The sequence below is a fragment of the Spongiibacter sp. IMCC21906 genome, assembly GCF_001010805.1.
Classification (GTDB): Bacteria; Pseudomonadota; Gammaproteobacteria; order Pseudomonadales; family Spongiibacteraceae; genus Spongiibacter.
In genome coordinates, this window is the sequence record NZ_CP011477.1 from 1,584,073 (window position 1) to 1,602,346 (window position 18,274).

The 18,274-nt window shown below is 48.3% G+C and carries 14 protein-coding genes; 7 read left to right on the forward strand and 7 right to left on the reverse strand.

Features of this window, described 5'->3' with window-relative positions; translation table 11 throughout:
* Window positions 1–11: 11 nt before the first annotated feature.
* Entirely contained in the window at window positions 12–581 is a 570-nt protein-coding gene (locus IMCC21906_RS07230) for a LemA family protein (RefSeq protein WP_047011607.1), read from the reverse strand.
* A 67-nt stretch (window positions 582–648) separates the two neighbouring features.
* Entirely contained in the window at window positions 649–1,659 is a 1,011-nt protein-coding gene (locus tag IMCC21906_RS07235) for a cysteine synthase A (RefSeq protein WP_047011608.1), read from the reverse strand.
* Between the two features lie 285 nt (window positions 1,660–1,944).
* Here IMCC21906_RS07235 and IMCC21906_RS07240 point away from each other — a divergent pair, with 285 nt between their 5' ends.
* Together IMCC21906_RS07240 and IMCC21906_RS07245 are read left to right on the forward strand one after the other, a co-directional pair.
* A complete protein-coding gene (locus tag IMCC21906_RS07240) occupies window positions 1,945–2,508 on the forward strand; it encodes a sigma-70 family RNA polymerase sigma factor (protein WP_047011609.1) in 564 nt (187 codons plus the stop codon).
* Entirely contained in the window at window positions 2,505–3,164 is a 660-nt protein-coding gene (locus IMCC21906_RS07245) for a ChrR family anti-sigma-E factor (RefSeq protein WP_047011610.1), read from the forward strand. The genes IMCC21906_RS07240 and IMCC21906_RS07245 overlap by 4 nt, the downstream gene beginning before the upstream one ends.
* A gap of 101 nt (window positions 3,165–3,265) precedes the next feature.
* Here the strand turns inward: IMCC21906_RS07245 and IMCC21906_RS07250 are convergent, their stop codons facing one another.
* Window positions 3,266–4,171: a diguanylate cyclase gene (locus IMCC21906_RS07250; RefSeq protein WP_047011611.1), complete on the reverse strand. Its 906-nt coding sequence runs from the start codon at window positions 4,169–4,171 to the stop codon at window positions 3,266–3,268.
* Between the two features lies 1 nt (window position 4,172).
* A complete protein-coding gene (locus tag IMCC21906_RS07255; RefSeq protein WP_047011612.1) occupies window positions 4,173–6,269 on the reverse strand; it encodes a sensor histidine kinase in 2,097 nt (698 codons plus the stop codon).
* A gap of 496 nt (window positions 6,270–6,765) precedes the next feature.
* Here IMCC21906_RS07255 and IMCC21906_RS07265 point away from each other — a divergent pair.
* A protein-coding gene (locus IMCC21906_RS07265) for an IS3 family transposase (RefSeq protein ID WP_369795754.1) occupies window positions 6,766–8,312 on the forward strand; the annotation gives its coding sequence in 2 pieces (ribosomal slippage) (window positions 6,766–7,228 and window positions 7,228–8,312; 1,548 coding nt in all).
* Between the two features lie 195 nt (window positions 8,313–8,507).
* Window positions 8,508–9,269, forward strand: a complete 762-nt coding sequence (locus IMCC21906_RS07270) for a sulfite exporter TauE/SafE family protein (protein ID WP_047011613.1) — start codon at window positions 8,508–8,510, stop codon at window positions 9,267–9,269.
* Between the two features lie 98 nt (window positions 9,270–9,367).
* Here IMCC21906_RS07270 and IMCC21906_RS07275 read toward each other — a convergent pair whose 3' ends face one another.
* Window positions 9,368–9,652, reverse strand: coding sequence for a late competence development ComFB family protein (locus IMCC21906_RS07275; protein ID WP_047011614.1), 285 nt, complete (start codon window positions 9,650–9,652; stop codon window positions 9,368–9,370).
* 411 nt (window positions 9,653–10,063) lie between these two features.
* On the opposite strand from IMCC21906_RS07275, the gene katG reads away from it, so the two are divergent.
* Both katG and IMCC21906_RS07285 read left to right on the forward strand, forming a co-directional pair.
* Window positions 10,064–12,250 carry a catalase/peroxidase HPI gene (gene katG, locus IMCC21906_RS07280; protein ID WP_047011615.1) on the forward strand — a complete coding sequence of 729 codons (2,187 nt, stop codon included), beginning with the start codon at window positions 10,064–10,066 and terminating at the stop codon, window positions 12,248–12,250.
* A 275-nt stretch (window positions 12,251–12,525) separates the two neighbouring features.
* Window positions 12,526–14,649: an acetyl-CoA hydrolase/transferase C-terminal domain-containing protein gene (locus IMCC21906_RS07285; protein ID WP_047011616.1), complete on the forward strand. Its 2,124-nt coding sequence runs from the start codon at window positions 12,526–12,528 to the stop codon at window positions 14,647–14,649.
* 3 nt (window positions 14,650–14,652) lie between these two features.
* Here IMCC21906_RS07285 and IMCC21906_RS07290 read toward each other — a convergent pair whose 3' ends face one another.
* Both IMCC21906_RS07290 and IMCC21906_RS07295 read right to left on the reverse strand, forming a co-directional pair.
* Window positions 14,653–15,591 (reverse strand): hypothetical protein, encoded by a 939-nt coding sequence (locus IMCC21906_RS07290; RefSeq protein ID WP_047011617.1) that lies wholly within the window; start codon window positions 15,589–15,591, stop codon window positions 14,653–14,655.
* Between the two features lie 502 nt (window positions 15,592–16,093).
* Window positions 16,094–17,041 (reverse strand): IS5 family transposase, encoded by a 948-nt coding sequence (locus IMCC21906_RS07295; RefSeq protein WP_047011319.1) that lies wholly within the window; start codon window positions 17,039–17,041, stop codon window positions 16,094–16,096.
* 109 nt (window positions 17,042–17,150) lie between these two features.
* Here IMCC21906_RS07295 and IMCC21906_RS16295 point away from each other — a divergent pair, with 109 nt between their 5' ends.
* Window positions 17,151–18,074, forward strand: a complete 924-nt coding sequence (locus IMCC21906_RS16295; protein ID WP_052763425.1) for an ankyrin repeat domain-containing protein — start codon at window positions 17,151–17,153, stop codon at window positions 18,072–18,074.
* The last annotated feature ends 200 nt before the right edge of the window (window positions 18,075–18,274 follow it).

Below are 18,274 nucleotides of genomic sequence, written 5' to 3' on the forward strand. Positions count from 1 at the left end.
TGCTGTCTCGGCTAGTTAAATAAGGCTTTTACATCCACGTCTGCCAGTTCTTCTTGCCTAAAGCTTAGGAGGTCAAAATCTTTGAAGTTAAACAGGCGGGCAACAATCACATCGGGAAACTGCTCAATTCGCACGTTATTGTTGTTTACGGCTTCATTATAGACTTCCCGGCGATCTGCTATGGCGCTTTCAAGCCCCGAAATCCGCTGCTGTAATTTACCAAAAGCTTCGTCGGCTTTTAATTCCGGGTAGTTTTCGGCCAGCGCAAACAATTGACCTAAACCACTACGCATTTGGGTTTCAGCAGCGCCAAGGCTTTTTATGTCGCCTTTGTCTTGTGCGTTGGCAACCAGTTGTCTTGCCTCTATCACCCGGCTTAAGGTGTCTTGCTCGTAGCTCATATATTGTTTGCAGGTTTCAATTAGCTTAGGGAGTTCGTCGTGGCGTTGTTTTAGTAACACATCGATATTGGCCAAGCTTTTTGACACATTGTGCTTGAGGTTAACCAAGCCGTTATACAACATAACGAGGTAAACGATCAGAAAGAGTGCAAGTCCCAGAAAAACGGCTAGGCCTATCATTGAGGCGATCCCTCAGCAGAAGAGTGAGGGATCAGTATAGCCGAGGGGCAAGAGGGGCTGAAGTGCTTTAATTGCGCATCCAGTCGGGGGCTGGTAATCCCATATTTTCTAAAAAAACGGGGTTAAACAGTTTGCTTTTGTAGCGGTCGCCGTAATCACAGAGAATAGTGACGATGGTTTTGCCGGGCCCCAGGTCTTTAGCTAGCGAAACTGCCCCCGCAATATTCACTGCGGATGAGCCCCCCAGGCAGAGGCCTTCGTTACGGAGCAAGTTAAAAATATAAGGCAGGGCTTCGGCGTCGCTGACTTGGTAGGCCTTGTCCACATGGGCTTGGCGAAGGTTGTCGGTTACCAGGCTAATACCTATGCCCTCGGTAATGGATCTGCCTTCACCACTTAACTCACCGTTGGTGAAGTAATTGTAAAGGGAGGAACCTTGGGGGTCTGCCAAGCCAATAGTCATCGCGGGGTTGTGTGCTTTTAGTGCTTGGCTAACCCCAGCCAGTGTTCCGCCGGTGCCTACCGCGCAAATAAAGCCGTCTATTTTGCCCTCGGTTTGCTGCCAAATTTCTTCGCCAGTCGTCTGTTTATGGATCTTGGCGTTAGCCGTATTATCAAACTGCCGGGCCCAGATGGCACCATTCGCTTCGGTTTCGTTAAGCTTTTCAGCCAGCCGCCTGGCGGTATGGATGTAATGGTTGGGGTCGTTATAGTTAGTGGCAGGGACTAGTCTCAGGTCTGCGCCGTAGAGATCGAGTAACTCAATTTTTTCTCGGCTCTGACTTTGCGGCATCACCACCACGCTGCGATAACCAAGGGCGTTGGCTATTAATGTCAGGCCTATACCGGTATTACCCGCTGTGCCTTCAACAATGGTGCCGCCGGGGCGGAGGCTGCCATTTTGCTCTGCGTCACGAATAATACCCAACGCGGTGCGATCTTTTACGGAGCCACCGGGGTTTAGAAATTCAGCTTTGCCGTAAATATGGCAGCCTGTTAAAGCTGATACTTCTTTGAGATAGACTAGGGGGGTGTTGCCGATAAGTTCCGGCATGGATTTAGCTTCGGTCAGGGCCATGTAATACTCCATGTTCTTGTTTGCTAATGGTATAGCTGGCGGCTATTTGTCGCAATGATTGCTGACGCATTGATGCTTTGGACTATAGAGTTGACCTCAGGTCTGATATTTTTCGGTGCGGGTAGAAATAATACTAGGGTCTGTTCACACTAATCCGATTATTACTGTTGTGGCTAAAATGACTTCCAGCAGTGACAATTGGATTAGTGTGAACAGGTCCTAGGCTGTGTTTGGGTTGATCCGCTTAATCATCCATAACGTAATACTGATAACAGAGGTTTGTTGATGGCAGATGAAGCCACAGAGCAAGTGCGCAGTGGCAAGTTTTGGGCAGAATGCATGGCTAATATTGCTCAAAATAGAGACAAAGGCAGCTTTATGCTGTTATTTGATCACTTTTCGCCCCGGGTCAATGCCTATTTGCTGGGTCAAGGTGTGGACAGTGCGACTGCTGAAGACATTACCCAAGAGGCATTGCTGGCCCTTTGGAATAAGGCCAAGCTCTATAAACCTGAAAAAGCCGCGGTGAGTACCTGGCTTTTTCGCGTCGCACGAAATCTATGGATAGATAAATTGCGTAAGCAGCGCGGCATCGCCTACGAGGCAGATGACCGCATTGCCGAAGAAACTAATATCGAACCCACTTTGGGCGCAGACGGGGATAGGCTGAAGTCTGCTCTGGATGCCTTGCCTCTCAATCAGGCGCAAGTGGTGTACAAGTCCTATTACGAGGGCAAAAGTCACAGTGAGATCGCCGCTGAAACGGGGATGCCACTAGGTAGTGTGAAGTCAAGTTTACGGCTAGCCATCAAGGCTTTCCGTGAGCAATTTGGAGAAGTTGGCAAATGAGCCGTATAGAACATCATCCCAGTGAAGACACGCTGGCCAGCTATAGTGCAGGGGCGTTGCCTGCTGCTTTGGCCTTGGTAGTGGGTTGTCATCTGGAATTTTGCTCGTCTTGTCGTCGTGATCTGGCGGGGTTGGAACATTTGGGTGGCGAGCTAATGACAGCACTGCCGCCTAAAGCGTTATCGACAGCGGCGCGAGATAGAATGCTGGACCTGCTCGACGAGCAAGTGGATATGGAAGTATCTACCGTCACGTCGACTGAAAAAGCTAAAGCTTCTTCTATGCCGGCACTGCTGAGTAAACTGACTGGCTCAGCAAACTTGGAAAGCATGCCTTGGAAGGTTGCTGCGCCAGGGATTAGACAAATTGTATTGAAAACAGGTGAAGGCAATGCCCGCTTGTTACGTATTTCAGCAGGTATGCGAATGCCAGTGCACAGCCATCGGGGCAATGAATTAACGATGATTTTGCAAGGTGGTTACAGCGATGCATTGGGTCAGTTTAATGCGGGAGATGTTGCCGATTTGGATGGCAGTGTGGAGCATCAACCCATTGCGGATGATGATCAAGATTGCATCTGTTTGGCGGGAATGGATGCGCCGCTGATTTTTAAAGGCTGGATTGCTAAATTGATGCAGCCGTTTGTGGGGATGTGAGTATTTTTTAACGGCATTAAGTAGCAAAAAGCCTTATCTGTACACCTGTACTATGAGATTAGGATTAGCAGGCCAATAAAAAAGCGCTATATAGCGCTTTTTTATTGGGTACCGATTTTTTCTGCACTCATTGTACGATTTCTTCCGGCTGCTTTTGCTTCATAAAGGGCTTCGTCAGCACGTTGGAATAACTGTTGAAGCTCTTCTTTAAGCTCGATGTTGCACTGAGCCAAGCCAATGCTAATGGTCAGTGGGATACTCAGTTCGTTGTTGGCGGTAGCGGGCTGGAGCTGCACTGCAGATCGCATGCGCTCTGCGATTACCCACGCTTCTTCCTCGCCCGTGTTGGGTAATAAAATAACAAACTCTTCACCGCCATAACGACCAATTTGATCGTACTCACGTAAATTGTTACTTAATACTTGAACTAAGTGTTTTAGAGCGATATCGCCAACGCTGTGGCCATGGGTGTCATTAATTTTCTTAAAGTGGTCTATATCCAGAACCATAAGAGATAGCGGATTATTTTTCCGTCGAGATTCCTGCACAGCATTGAGCAGTAACTCATCAATCATGCGACGATTCCAGCACTGGGTTAGAGCATCGCGGGATGCCAGCTGGTTGAGCGTTTGCTCAAGACGCACAATACGGCTGCCTGCGGCGATCCGGACTTTCAATACTCGATGGTCGAAGGGTTTGCTGACAAAATCATCTGCGCCTGCCTCCATTGCTTCAACAATGGCTTCACTACCTTCTTTGCCTGTTAGCATAAGGATATAGAAAAACTGGCCGTCGCTGCGCTCGCGAATGGTCTTACACAGCTCTGGTCCACTTAGACCTGGCATTGACCAATCGATAATCATTAGGTGAGGCGGGTTTTTTTCTGCCAGCTTAGTTAGGGCCTGATGCCCATCTTCGGCTACCACGGGCACAAAGCCCCATTCTTCTAATGCGGCGCATACTGCTAAGCGGGTTATCGGGTCGTCGTCGACCAGCAAAACATCCATATTATTGCTCTGCTATTTCATTTAATTCGCTGATGAGTTGGTCAAGCTGCTCACGTTTGGCTTGCCATTGAGTTTCCCACTGTTCAAACGGGAGCGTGATAGCTAATGACTCTAATACAGCGACTTCTTGGTAATAAGCGGTATGCACAAAATTGCCCAAAGCACTTTTTAGTCGATGTATGGCTTGTGAAAGCTTCTGTGGATCCCGCAGACCCCTGGCATTATCTATATCTGACAACATTTCTGGAAGTTCATCTAAGAACAGTCTGACGATGGACTGCATTAGCCCCTGATTACCCCTAGTGATATCGCTAAGCCGATTTTTGTCCAAAATCATGATGTTTAAGCTAGTGTCCTCGTTGGCGGAGTGCAGTTGAAGTTTTGAATCAGGTAGTTTTCTTACTGGATTGCCTTCAATTTTTTGAATTAATGATGTCAGATCACCGGGCTTTGCTATGCAGTGACTCATGCTGGCATGGAAATAGTGATTGCTACCACCATTACGTATTGAGTCAGTCAGTGCAATGATGGGGATAGGATGCCCGGTTTTGTCCTCAATTTCACGAATTTTTTCAGCAGCTTGAAATCCATCCTTAACGGGCATCTTTACATCTATCAAAATTTGGTCGAAATGACCACTCTCAAAAGCCTTTATTGCGGCTAAGCCATTGTCGACAAGGGTTAATTTATGCCCTCTGGCAGATAGTGAGTCGAGTAGTAATTGCTGAGTAAGGTGATTGTCTTCAGCAATTAGGATTGATAATGGCACTGGTGCTAGATCATGGTCTGTATCACCCTTTTGGGTGGGGGCAGAGGAAAGGCGTTGAACCTGGTTGTCGTGATTTGATTCCCGCATTTTTGGAGAGCTTGAAAAATCGTTTTTTTGTATTGTTACAGGCAAGCAAATGTAGATGTTACTGCCTTTGCCCACTTGGCTTTCTAGCCCTACATCGCCTTCCATGAGTTTGATCATCTTAGACACAATTTTTAAGCCTAGCCCTATTTCATTTACGGCTGGGTTTGTTTCATTTTGTGTTTTAGCAACAGCATCAATAATTGCCTGCTGTTTTTTTAAAGGGATGCCAACGCCAGTGTCGCTAACAGAAAATTTCACGTTAGTCTGGTTTTGATAATCTGACGTTGTCGATATATATAATGTTATGTCGCCAGAATCGGTAAATTTTACGGCGTTGTTTAATAGGTGACTTAACATTTGCTTGATTCTAAAGGAATCTGATATCAACCATTCCGGCCCATTTTCTTCGACCTCATATCGAAGTTGAATATCTTTGTCTTTGATGATGACTTTTGTTTCTTCAATCAGCTCATTCACCATTTCAATTAAATTAAATCGTGTCTTACTTATAATTAACGTTTCCGCTTGTAGTTTTGACAGATCGAGAACGTCATTCAAGGTTTCCAGTAAAGACCTGGCTGAACGATTAACAATACGGAGGTATTCTTGTTGACGTGCATCTAAGGGGGTATTTTCCAGTAGGCTATTGATTCCTAAAATACCGTTGATTGGAGTGCGTAGGTCATGGCTTATGTTGGCTAGAAATTTGTTTTGGTTGGTGATTTGTTCTTCTGCATTGGCTTTGGCAAGTTCTAGTTTTTGGATCTGTTGTGTTGTTTTTTCTGTAGAAGAATGCTCTCGTAGCGCTGCTTGGTTAAGAACATGGTTAAAGGCAATCGCAAGATTTTGTAAGCTTGTATTTCGATAATTTTCTGGCAAGCGCTCATTGATATCCCCCTGTTTTATTCGTGTGATCATTGTTTCGAGTGTTTTGAAAGGGGCATAGATTCGTTTGGAAACATATATGGCTGCGACTAAGGAAGCCATGCAAAACCAAAAAAACAGGTTTATTTGTTGTTGATGAAAAAGCGTTGTGGGGAGGAGTACTTCAGCACTATCTTTATCTGTGACCGCAAAGGCAGTACTGGAATGCTGTTGTTTATTGGTGGAAGCACTGAGTTCAGTGAAGCTGGTTTTTTTTTGCGCTTGGCTGGTGTGAATGTAATCTAATAAGCCTAAAAAAATGACGGGGATCACGGCAAACAAGAATAAAGTAATCAGTAATTTCTTGGGCAGCGACACGCGATAAAGTCTCCAATGCGTTATAACGATATAGGTTAGCGCTATGTTGCGGGAGACTCTGCTCGGACTTGCCGAGGGCGATTTAGGTAAATGCCCTTACTGAATGAGTGCGGATAGCTCAAAATAATAGTGAACTGTTGTGGTGTCGATAGATTACTTAGTGGCTAAGGGCAGTCGCACTTAGCAGAAGACCAACCGAGAGCGCAGCGGCGGGGAGTAGACCTAAGCTGCTGCTAGATGCGGCAACAAGTGCGATATTGGCGATTATAGGGACGAAAAGATTGACGCCGTTTGCTCTGGCCATAACTGTTCCAACCTTATTTGTATGATGTGTTCAGCGCATATTTTATTATGTGTCAGATATAAGGCGATGAGCATTTATACCTATGGTGTCGGGCCCAAAAGAGATACTGGTGCTCTTTACTAACCCCCTCTGTCAGGATAGTTGTCGTGTCCAATTTTCAATTAATACTCGGGGGGCGCTCAGGAATGAGCAATGAAACAATACCCAGAAGAACGCAAGCAGGCGGTGCTTAGAAGAATGATGCCGCCAGAAAACACCCCGGTACGCGTGCTATCAGAAGAGACGGGAATCTCCGACGTGACCCTGTATCATTGGCGCAAACAAGCCCGATCAGGAGGGATGGTAGTGCCAGGGGATGGAAGGAATCCGGAAGGTTGGTCGCCCGAAGACAAGTTTGCAGTCGTGCTGGAGACCGCCGCTCTGAACGAGGCGGAGGTGGCCGAGTACTGCCGCAAGAAGGGGCTGTATGCGGAGCAGATACTGGCGTGGAAAGAGGTTTGCATGCACGCCAATGCCACGGCAGTAGAACAGGCCAGGTCAGCGCGGGATCAGGCTCGATCGGCGAAGAAAGAGATCAAGGAGCTGAAGCGCGATCTGCGTCATAAAGAGAAGGCGCTGGCGGAAACCGCTGCGTTACTGGTGCTTCGAAAAAAGATGCATGCGATCTGGGGCGAGGGAGAGGACGAATGATTAGCACCCCAGATCGCGAGCGAGCCGTCAGGCTGATCAAGGAAACAACCGATGCTGGTGCCCGGACCTTCAGGGCGTGCGCAGAAATGGGCATAGCCATGCGCACCTATCAGCGCTGGACCCGGGAGGGGGATGTTAAGGCAGATGGTCGCCCTGGTGCGACCCGTCCGCCACCGGTTCACAAACTGACACAGCAAGAGCGCGAGGCCGTGCTGGTCGCCGTGAATAGCCCAGTACACAGAAGCCTGCCACCCAGCCAGATTGTACCGGCCCTGGCGGATGAAGGGTGCTTTATCGCCTCTGAGTCCACGTTCTATCGTGTGCTTCGTGAACAGAGCCAACAGCAGCACCGGGGCCGCAGTAAGGCACCGACCGCCAAGCCACTCAACACGCACTGTGCCACCGGCCCGAATCAGGTGTGGTGTTGGGACGTGACCTGGTTGCCCGGTCCTGCCAAAGGAATCTTCTTCTACCTGTACCTCATCCTCGACCTGTACAGCCGCAAGATTGTGGGCTGGGAAATCCATGAGGGAGAGTCCAGTGAACTGGCGTCAGAACTGGTAACCAAGGCGTATTTACGTGAGGGTATTGCCGGTGTACACCTGGTTCTGCACTCGGACAACGGCAGCCCGATGAAAGGCGCGTCACTGATGGAAACCCTGTACCGACTGGGTATCATGTCGTCCTATAGCCGCCCTCGGGTCAGTAACGATAATGCCTATGCTGAGTCGATCTTCCGAACGTGCAAGTACCGCCCTGATTACCCTTACAAAGGCTTTGCAACACTGGGCGATGCCCGGGCCTGGGTACTCCAATTTGCGACCTGGTATAACCAGGAACACAAGCACAGCGGGTTGAAGTTCATCACTCCGGCGCAACGGCATAGTGGCCAGACGACAGAAGTCATACAACAGCGAAAGGCCGTTTACGAGGCCGCGAAAGCAGCCAATCCGAAGCGCTGGTCGGGGAGAACTCGGAATTGGGATTTGCCAGAAGAGGTCTGGTTGAATCCTGAGAAGGAGAGTCGCAGCTTAGAGGCCGCTGCGTAAAAAACACGACAACTATGCTGACAAACAGCGCTAACGCTAGTGTGCGTAATTATTGCTAGTGTGTCATTGTAGAGGAAAACCGATTATTGATAAAGAGGTTAATAGCTTGGTGCGCTTCATTATTAATTAATAGGCAGCCAGTTGATCGTTTAGTGTTCAGACTGTTGTGGTAGTTGTTGAGAAGGGTTTTGGCGAGTGTATGAACTCACGTTTTTTTACGCTGTAATATTGGTTTTAGTCGGCGTTGTTGCTGGCGTAATCAATACCTTGGCGGGTGGCGGTTCTAATTTGACGCTGCCTGCTCTGATGGTAATGGGGATGCCGGCAGATGTCGCCAATGCTACGAATAGGGTTGGTGTTTTGTTGCAATCCCTTGCTGGGGCAAATGATTTTCATCGCGGCGGCCATTTGCCCCGAGAGGATTTTGGCGCAATTCTTCTACTCACATTACTAGGTTCGCTTATCGGGGCTTTGCTTGCGGCGTTTATGCCCGCTTCAATTTTAAAACCAGTGTTGTTGTCGGCAATGCTAGGGATGGCTTTACTGATTCTTGTGAGGCCCGCAGTGGTGGCGCCCCCACCGGGTACCGTGCCCAGAAGGGTGGCGGATACCCCTAGTTCGAAGTGGATATTATTATTGGCGGGGGTGTACGGCGGCTTTGTACAAGCCGGGGTTGGTTTCATTTTGATTGCGGCGTTAGCCGGCAGTCTACGTTATGAACTGGTTAAAACGAACGCACTGAAAATGCTGTGTACGGGGTGCCTGACTTTGGCGGCTATCGCGGTGTTTATTTGGCAGGATCTTATCGCTTGGGTGCCGGGACTTATTTTAGCAGTGGGTACCGTGATTGGCGCGAAACTCGGCGTCAAACTTGCAGTCGGTTTTAGTCAAAATGGCCTAAAATGGTTTCTCTTTATTATGACGTTATTGGCCAGCGCGGCGGCTCTCTGGTTTTGATTTCACATCCTTTTAGTGCGAAGCCCTGTGGAAGTCTCTTTTGCCCATGAATATCCCCTTTGATTTAGGTGTAGGATATTTGTGACACACATTACTTACTAAAGAGCTTGCCTGTGTAGCCGTCTTCTTTCCGTTGCCAACAGGGCATGAGCGTCGTGAATGGCCTGTTGGATACTGGCGGACAGTAACGATCTTTCTTCCGTGGTTAATGCTTTTCGAGCTTCTTCGACAAAGCGCACATAGCGTGGCTGTAGGGCGTTCATGGTCAGGCAGTACAAGTCTTGTACATAATGATGGTCGTAACGCTGGGACACTTGCACGGCATCAAACTCCTCTGCGACGAGAGCCTCCATTAAGTTTGTGGCTTCGTTTACAACAAACATAAGCTTACTCCACAGTATAAATCGTCAATGATATCGTTTGGCTAATTTTGCCAAGCAAGGTTACATCCGGGTATACGGTATAACCGCATCACGTGGTCATAACCTTGCGTGCTCATAAGCTTAGTAGTGATAAGACTAAAACCACTTACGATATGCTTCCGTAGTAGCTCTTATAGGGTGTGGTGAAATAATACGGTGCAAATTCAGAGATGGGGTTGGTTTATGCTCTTGACGCCTGCCTGGCAAGCGGACTAAAAAAAATGGCTTGCTCAAACGTGCCTGTCAGGTGTGCCTATCAAGTATGTTATATGGAAAAACCTATCGATGTGCCAGATAAAATCAATTGGCCCTATGGCTAACTTAAGCCTAACCTAATCAGCATATAAGATTTGTCCAAAGGGAGAGGAAGTGATGACCGATATTAACAAATGCCCAGTAATGAGTGGAAAAGTGGATCATGTCGCTGGTGGCGGCACCTCAAATATGGATTGGTGGCCAAACCAGCTGCGGCTGGATATCTTGCACCAACACTCGGCTATGTCGAACCCTCTAGGAGAGGACTTTGATTATGCAGAAGAGTTTAAGAGCCTGGACTTAGCGGCGGTTAAGAAAGACCTTACGGACTTGATGACCGACTCACAAGACTGGTGGCCGGCAGACTTTGGTCATTACGGCCCCTTCTTTATTCGCATGGCGTGGCACAGCGCGGGTACATACCGTATGGGCGATGGCCGCGGTGGTGCTGGCACCGGTAGCCAGCGTTTTGCGCCCCTCAACAGCTGGCCGGATAATGTCAATCTGGACAAGGCTCGCCGCCTGATTTGGCCGATTAAACAGAAGTACGGCAATAAAATTTCTTGGGCAGATTTAATGATACTCACGGGTAATGTCGCGCTGGAGTCCATGGGCTTTAAAACCTTTGGCTTCGCTGGAGGCCGTGCGGATGTCTGGGAGCCGGAGAAAGATATTTACTGGGGTAAAGAAAATATTTGGTTGGAGGATAAACGTTACTCGGGCGATCGTGAGTTGGAAGACCCTCTGGCAGCGGTACAAATGGGGCTTATTTATGTCAATCCGGAGGGGCCAAATGGTAACCCTGATCCGATGGCTGCCGCCAAAGACATCCGAGACACCTTTGCCCGGATGGCCATGAACGATGAGGAGACCGTTGCTTTGATTGCTGGCGGTCACAGTTTTGGTAAAACCCATGGGGCTGGTGAAGAGTCGCATGTGGGTCCAGAGCCAGAAGCCGCCGGTATCGAGGCGCAAGGCTTGGGCTGGGAGAGTAGTTTTGCTAGCGGTAAAGCTGGAGATGCCATTACCAGTGGCTTGGAAGTAACTTGGACAAGCACACCGACTCAGTGGGGCCACAATTTCTTTGAAAACTTGTTTGGTTTTGAATGGGAACTGACCAAGAGCCCGGCAGGTGCTCATCAATGGCAGCCGAAAGACGGTGCAGGTGAAGGCGCCATTCCAGATGCCCATGACCCCAGCAAACGCAGAGTACCGACGATGCTGACTACGGATTTGGCGTTGCGAGTTGACCCGGAATACGAAAAAATCTCCCGGCATTTTTATGAAAACCCAGAGGCGTTTGCCGATGCCTTTGCGCGCGCATGGTTTAAGCTTACCCACCGGGATATGGGCCCGAGAGTGCGTTTTCTTGGTCCTGAAGTACCTGCAGAAGAATTGATTTGGCAAGACCCTATTCCCGAAGTGAATCATCCACTTATTGGCGACGCTGAAATTTCAGCGCTTAAAGCCAAGGTGCTGGCATCAGGCCTATCCGTATCAGAGCTGGTTTCCACTGCTTGGGCATCGGCGTCTACCTACCGTGGTTCGGATATGCGTGGTGGTGCTAATGGCGCCCGGGTTCGCTTTGCGCCTCAAAAAGACTGGGAGGTAAATCAGCCCAAGCAGCTGGCTAAAGTGCTTGGGGTTTTAGACGACATTAAAAACGACTTTGAATCGGGCGGGAAAAAAGTTTCTCTGGCTGACTTGATCGTGTTGGCAGGCTGCGCAGGGGTAGAGCAGGCGGCAAAAAATGCCGGTAGCGATATTACGGTCGAATTTAACCCTGGAAGAATGGATGCCAGTCTTGAGCAAACTGATGTGCAGTCTTTTGAAGTGATGGAACCCATTGCTGATGGGTTCCGCAATTATCAAAAGGCCCGTTACAGTATTTCTGCCGAAGAACTGCTCATTGATCGATCCCAGTTATTGACGCTGACAGCACCAGAAATGACGGTCCTTGTTGGTGGTATGCGAATGCTGAATACCAATGCGGACCAGTCTATGCGGGGTGTTTTTACCGATAACCCCGAGTCATTGAGCAATGATTTCTTCGTTAATTTGCTGGATATGAATACGGTGTGGACAGCTTCTGCCGATGACGCTGAATTGTTTGAGGGCCGTGATCGTAAAAGCGGCGAATTAAAGTGGACAGGGAGTCGAGTCGACTTGGTCTTTGGCTCTAACTCGCAATTGCGAGCTGTGTCGGAGATCTATGGCAGCGCGGATTCGAAGGATCGTTTTATTAAGGACTTTGTTGCCGCTTGGAATAAGGTCATGAATTTGGATCGTTTTGACCTGGTTTAAGATGTTCTAGGCCATGCCTAAAACGGCGCTTCAATGATATTTGAAGCGCCGTTTTTGTTTTAAGGAGGTTTATTTTAAAGCCATACTACTTCTTGTCGGTTCGCTCTTCTTTTAGCTATCCGGTATAGGTGCACATTGAAGCGTTGTAATCGTGATAGCTGAACGTTAAAAGGGAATTAATATATTAGTGCATTAAACCGAGTTGCTTCAGTCTCACTGCGAAGGGTATTTATTAAAACCGTTGCTTCAAACCACGGCTAAACAGGAGAAGCCCCATGAGCTTCACGGAAGTAAATGAGCTTGTTGATCGTATTTTAGAGCAAGTCGATGGTGATATCGTGCTTGCTTTGCCCCTTGGCTTAGGTAAGCCCGTAGCCCTTGTGGATGCGCTGTATCGGCGCATAGCCGAGCAACAACAGCGGTCACTGACCATTCTAACGGCGTTGAGTTTGGAGCGCCCGGTAGAGCATGATCCGATACCCGCCCGCTTGCTGAATCCGGTATTTGATCGTCTTTACGCAAACTATACCGAGCCTCAATATTTGCGAGATGAGCGGCAGGGGTGTTTGCCAAGCAATATTACAATAAAAGAATTTTACTTTAAGCCGGGTAGTCGGCTGGGTCATGAGCAAGCGCAGCGGCATTACATTAGCTCTAACTACACCTTTGCCCCAAGAGATGTCGCGGCCCAGGGTTGTAACGTGGTGATGCAGCTATTGGCTGACGATAGTGATGGGGCTGATACCTTGAGTATGAGTTGTAACCCGGATACGTCGCTAGAGTTGGTTAACATTCTTCGAGAACAACAAAAGCCGGTGATGCATATAGGCGTGATTCATCCAGATTTACCTTATATGTATGGTGATGCCGAGATAGCGGCGGAGGCCTTTGATTACGTGTTACGGGAGCGCGTGCCTTCTCAGTATGGGCTTTTTTCGGTGCCCTATTTAGCACCGATATCTGCTGCGGATTATGCTATCGGTGTTCATGTTAGCACCTTGATTGCGGATGGCGGCACCTTACAGCTAGGCATTGGTGCAATGGGGGATGCCATTGTGCAAGCGCTATTGTTGCGTCACCAGCAACCGAATAAATATAGGCAATTATTATCTCGATTCGAGCTGTTAGAACGCTACGGTTCTGTCATTGCCGAATCTGGTGGTATCCAGCCATTTCACGAAGGTCTTTACGGTGCAACGGAAATGTTTGTTGAGGGCTTTTTTCACCTGTTTACCGCAGGCATTTTGAAGCGCGAGGTGTATGACTTTTGGGCGCTACAGCAATTGGTTAATAATAAAAAATGTAATCCATTGTCCCTGTCTGCTCAGAACGTTATCGATATGGCCGAAGCGGGTGTGAGAGAGCTGAGAGGAAAGGATTTTGATACGCTGCAATACCATGGTTTTTTCAATGATGAGACGCAATATAGCGAAGGGCATTTAATCTCACCTTTCGGTGAGCGTTTTTCTGCCAATTTAGCAAACCCGGATAGCCAGAAAAAAATAGTGGCATCTTGCCTTGGGGCAAATTTGCGAAACGGTAAAGTGTTACATGGAGGCTTCTTCCTTGGTAATGCTAAATTTTACCAAGCCCTTGTCGACCTTCCTGCTTTAGAGCGCCAGAAGTTGGCAATGAGCGGTGTTGATAAAATTAACCAGCTTGACGTTAACCCAAGGCTTTTTAAAGCTCAGCGTCAACGTGCACGCTTTATCAACACTGGCTTAAATGTGTCTCTGAATGGTGCTGTCGCATCAGATACTTTAGAGAATGGTCAAGTTGTATCAGGGGTGGGTGGGCAATACAATTTTGTTGCTATGGCGCATCAGCTTCCTGGTGGACGCTCTATTTTAATGATTCGAGCCAGCCGGAATCAGGGTAAAAACACTGTTTCAAACGTGCTCTGGCATTATGCGAGTTGCACGATCCCTCGACATTTAAGAGACATTGTTGTTACTGAATACGGTATCGCCGATCTGCGTTCTAAGAGTGACGAAGAGGTGATTAAGGCGTTGATAAAAATAGCTGATTCACGTTTTCAAAGTGAATTAATGACTCAGGCGAAAGAGGCCGGAAAGCTGGATAAAAACTGGCACATACCACAAGAATATAAAAATAATCTTCCCGCTACAATTCAGGCCCTCGTCGGGGAAGTCGGACAATGCTTGCCGGCCTATCCTTTTGGCTGTGATTTCACTGAATTGGAGCTTGAAAGTGCGCGCGCACTCCAACAAGTTGCCGGGATGAGTGTGGGGCAGAAATTGCTTGCTCTGCTATGGTCTCCGTTTAAAGGTAGCAGCCCTCAGGCTGATGCCATTCTAGCGCGGCTTGACCTCAGCAAGCCTGAGGGCTTTTCTCCTCGTTTGCTTGCAAAACTGCTGCGGCGTGTATTGCGGAGTTGATGCTTATTTATACATTTCTGAGGCACAGGCTTTATAGTAATTTTCTTGTGCAGGTACGATATCGTCAACAAGGTTACAGCCAGCCGACTTTGCATATCGCCGCATGGCCTGTCCGCAAGCCATGCTTTTTGCCTTGATCGGCACGGAATGGTTGCCGCCATGGGGGCAGGTAAACGCAAACTGTTCATCAATCACAAATGTATCGCCAGCTGAGCTGTTATTGCCGCCGCCTATGCCTCCGGCGCCTCCAGCTTGTGGGGCATTCAGCGAACTCACAGTGGACTGAAGGTTGCCCATACTGCTGTCGCCGGAAAAGCTATCTGCGACGATGCCGCCGAGAATCTGCGCTTGGGCGTCGCTGTTTAAATTTCCCACACCCCCGGCAACCGCGCCCACGCTCATGGCGATGGCTTTGCCCCAATCGAATCCAGATTGAGACTTTTGTTGGGCAATGGCTTCGCGGATCTCTTTGTCCTTTTCTTTTAGATTTTTACGCACTTCATTGCTTGATTGGTCCAGTTTATCTAGCACTTGCTCTACGTTTTGGGCGAAGTGTAGTTTTTGTTGAACGACAGCGGCATTACTCTCCGCTAGGCTTTTGCCCTCGTCCCACTTTTGACAGGCCTGTTTTTTCTGGCTGTTGAGCTGTTGATTGGCTTTTTTTGCCGCATTGACAACTGCTTGTTGTGATATGTCTCTACTAGACACGTCGTAGCATTGACCAGATGTGCAGGCACAGCGTTTGCTGAGCGTGTTACTTAAGGTGCTTAATTGTTCCTTGGATTTGTTAAGCCGTGTGATTTTTCTGCCGCTGTAGATATCGTCAAGGCTCGTCGACGCAGCAGCGGGATTAGTTACTGCTGTTTTACTGTTCAGCTGTGCTTCAAAAGTACTGCTGCTGTTGGTCGATGGCGTCGTATTCGGCTCTTCAACAGGGTTCATTAACTCATCTATCGTTAGGCCTAGTGACGAGTTGGCAGTAATAATTATGACCGAAATAAAAAGGCGTGAAAAAAGCACTGTGCTCAGCGATCGTATTTTGCAGTATGAAGAGAATGACATGTGGTGTTGGGCTCGAAGTTCATATCTAACATATGAGTTAATGCAAAACTATTTTGGCAAACGGTAATCCTTGAGCGCATTGAATGCAAGGATTATGGGGCAGTTTAACCTTGCACCTCTTTAGTGGTCGCGGTATTTTTACTGCTATCAAGTCGCGTATTTTTCATTCTTTAAAAGACTAATGAGCCGCCTAATGAACTTATTTCTGAATTCTAAAAACATATTTTGCCTAAAATTACTTTCATTGTTAGGGAAGGTCTGCACAACCTCCCTCGTTCATAAAAATACCGCTAAAAATACGCGTTAGTTTCTTGGGCCGCGGTGATTCTCAGCTTTTCCCGGCCTGTAACCAGCCATTTGGCTGATTACAGGCGCACCTTCCCTACGAAGGCAGATATTTCTCCGCTCTCAGCAGGTTGGTAAACGCCGAGAGGACATACAGGCGATTGGTGTTTTTCGCCAGTCCACGGTAGCGAACCTTCCCATAACCAAACTGCTGTTTGATCGTCCGGAACGGATGCTCGACTTTCGCACGCACGCTGGCCTTTATTCCCTCCAGCATTTCCTGTAGCTGGTCAGCCAGCTTGCGCCGGGTGCCGGGGCGTAGCGCGATACGCCAATCGACATCCCGATCTTTAAACTCATCTCGCTTATGGATGCCGGTATAACCCGCATCACCCCAGACCCGCTGCTCTTCTCCGTGAAGAAGCTGATCTGCCGCAGTGAGATCATGCACATTCGCGGCTGTGGTCTCGATGCTGTGAATCAAGCCGTCCCGGTCATCCACGCCAATATGCATCTTCATGCCAAAGTGCCATTCATTGCCTTTCTTTGTCTGGTGCATCTCCGGATCCCGCTCCCCGTCCTGATTCTTGGTTGAGCTGGGCGCGGCGATAATCGTGGCATCAACAATGGTGCCTTCACGCATCATCAGACCCTGCTGGCGCAGCTGGGCGCTCACGGTATCGAAGATCACTTTGCCCAATTTGTAGCGTTCTAAAAAATGACGGAAGCGGAGAATGGTGCTTTCATCCGGTAGCCGATCAGACAAACGGAGCCCGGCAAAGCGGCGCATCGACTCGATCTCGTACAGGGCATCCTCCATCGCCGGATCACTGAGGTTGTAGAACAGCTGCAGGCAGTGAACCCGAAGCATTATCGCCAGCGGGTACGGCGGATTCCCGTTCTCACCCTTGGGATAGTGCTTGCGGAGCTTCTTCTCCAGCTTGGCCCAGGGAATCAAGCCATCCATTTTCTCGAGGAACAGCTCCCGCCGCGTCTTGCGCTTCTTGTTTTGGTATTCGGCTTCGGCGAAAGTCAGTTGGCTCATGCTATATTCCGGTTGAAATGGGTCATCACGAAATTATCTCAAATTTTCGAGGTTGTGCAGAGGTTCCTTAGTTTTTTCAACTGTAGTGGGCTGTGCTGGCCAGCCGCCCATGATAACTGCGGCAATGAGCGGCAGTAAGACTGAAGTAGCAAGTTTGCTTAGTAGTGGATATCCCGTTGATGCTCAGGATGAATATGGCCGGTCTGCACTTTATTTTGCAGCAAAAGATAACAAGCTGAATATTGTGAAGGTGTTGCTGGAGTCAGGGGCGGACGTTAATTTGCAGACCGCATCTGGTTGGACTGCGCTTGCAATTGCCGCAAGATATGAAGGTGATGTTGCCACGTTGACGGCGTTGTTGGATGCAGGTGCGGATGTTCACCTCTCAACCAAAGATGGCTGGTCACCAATCCTGTCTGCGGCGCGTTATCGAGGGACGGATATTGTGAAGCTATTGTTGGATCGTGGTGCTAATATCGAAGATAAAAATAATTACAATATGACTGCCTTGTATTTGGCTGTTGCGGCTCAGAATGAGGATGTTGCCATGTTCCTCTTGCGTCGTGGTGCCTCTCTCGATCCAGTGACCACAGAAGGTAAATCGATATTGGGCTTTGCCAAAGAAAAGAATATGAATGTTGATGCTTTGCAGCGTGCCCGGAATGAATTCGAACTGTATGAACGAAAAGCCCGAATGGAAGATCGTCTGCTTGAAATAGAGCAGCGCGACGCTTCTTTGCCGATGTCCATTAAACGTGACAAATACTTGGTTGCCTTTACTGGCGCGCTGAAATCAGAAGACTTCCTTAGTGCTTTATTCTATGCCAATTTGCTTGATCGCTTGGGCATCCCCATGGACGATTCATTTTACTATTTTTGGGGCGAGGCTCTGCTCGAATTACAGGACCCTGATGGTGCGATTGAAAAGCTCAACTTCTATTTGAGCCGGGTGGGGTCTTCGGGAAAATATTATACGTCGGCTTTACAAATGATTTTGCGCGCAGAGAAAGCACGTGATGGCGAAGTTATTTAAACTAGAAGTTAGTTAAACCTTTCTCTTCAGGCTGAGATCGGCCATGTGGCGTAAATAACGGCGGTTTAGTACAGCAGCCGTTTAGCTTGTCTTGAGATTTACGTCACATTTCAGCACATTTTTTCTTTGGTCTAGTTTGGCGGTCAAGGCAATAAACTATTTTATTTCAGTAGTTTATGGGATTTTATTGCGATTATCAG

What these genes read in the sequence shown, in the direction of transcription:
- IMCC21906_RS07230 (WP_047011607.1), bottom strand. Translation starts at nt 581, where the DNA reads ATGATAGGCCTAGCCGTTTTTCTGGGACTTGCACTCTTTCTGATCGTT.
- IMCC21906_RS07235 (WP_047011608.1), bottom strand. Translation starts at nt 1,659, where the DNA reads ATGGCCCTGACCGAAGCTAAATCCATGCCGGAACTTATCGGCAACACC.
- IMCC21906_RS07240 (WP_047011609.1), top strand. Translation starts at nt 1,945, where the DNA reads ATGGCAGATGAAGCCACAGAGCAAGTGCGCAGTGGCAAGTTTTGGGCA.
- IMCC21906_RS07245 (WP_047011610.1), top strand. Translation starts at nt 2,505, where the DNA reads ATGAGCCGTATAGAACATCATCCCAGTGAAGACACGCTGGCCAGCTAT.
- IMCC21906_RS07250 (WP_047011611.1), bottom strand. Translation starts at nt 4,171, where the DNA reads ATGGATGTTTTGCTGGTCGACGACGACCCGATAACCCGCTTAGCAGTA.
- IMCC21906_RS07275 (WP_047011614.1), bottom strand. Translation starts at nt 9,652, where the DNA reads ATGTTTGTTGTAAACGAAGCCACAAACTTAATGGAGGCTCTCGTCGCA.
- katG (WP_047011615.1), top strand. Translation starts at nt 10,064, where the DNA reads ATGACCGATATTAACAAATGCCCAGTAATGAGTGGAAAAGTGGATCAT.
- IMCC21906_RS07285 (WP_047011616.1), top strand. Translation starts at nt 12,526, where the DNA reads ATGAGCTTCACGGAAGTAAATGAGCTTGTTGATCGTATTTTAGAGCAA.
- IMCC21906_RS07290 (WP_047011617.1), bottom strand. Translation starts at nt 15,591, where the DNA reads ATGAACCCTGTTGAAGAGCCGAATACGACGCCATCGACCAACAGCAGC.
- IMCC21906_RS07295 (WP_047011319.1), bottom strand. Translation starts at nt 17,041, where the DNA reads ATGAGCCAACTGACTTTCGCCGAAGCCGAATACCAAAACAAGAAGCGC.
- IMCC21906_RS16295 (WP_052763425.1), top strand. Translation starts at nt 17,151, where the DNA reads ATGATAACTGCGGCAATGAGCGGCAGTAAGACTGAAGTAGCAAGTTTG.